This is a genomic window from Rhizobium ecuadorense (genome assembly GCF_001187535.1).
In the GTDB taxonomy this organism is placed as follows: Bacteria; Pseudomonadota; Alphaproteobacteria; order Rhizobiales; family Rhizobiaceae; genus Rhizobium; species Rhizobium ecuadorense.
Genome location: NZ_LFIO01001668.1, coordinates 1 through 263, shown reverse-complemented (window position 1 = coordinate 263; position 263 = coordinate 1). Strand labels below are relative to the sequence as shown.

The 263-nt window shown below is 62.7% G+C and carries 1 protein-coding gene; it reads left to right on the top strand.

Annotated features, from left to right (window positions below):
* Positions 1-263: cyclophilin-like fold protein (locus AF337_RS32955; RefSeq protein ID WP_244471357.1), on the top strand; the 263-nt coding region annotated here is incomplete at both ends.

The window sequence follows — 263 nt, the reverse complement described above, 5'->3', positions numbered from 1 at the left end:
GCCTCTCGTGGCGCAAGGGCAGGACGAGCGCGGCCCGGCGGAGCCCGAGGCGACAGGCGTCAGGATCCGGATAGGCTTCAACAATCTAACCCTGACCGCGACACTCGCCGACAATCCGACGGCGCGCGATCTCGTTTCCATGCTGCCCCTGAACCTTAAGATCGAGGACTATGGCAGGAACGAAAAGATCGTCCATCTGCCGCGCAAGCTGACCGAAGAAGGCAGCGGTGCTTTCGGAAACGAGCAGCCGGGCGACCTTTGCT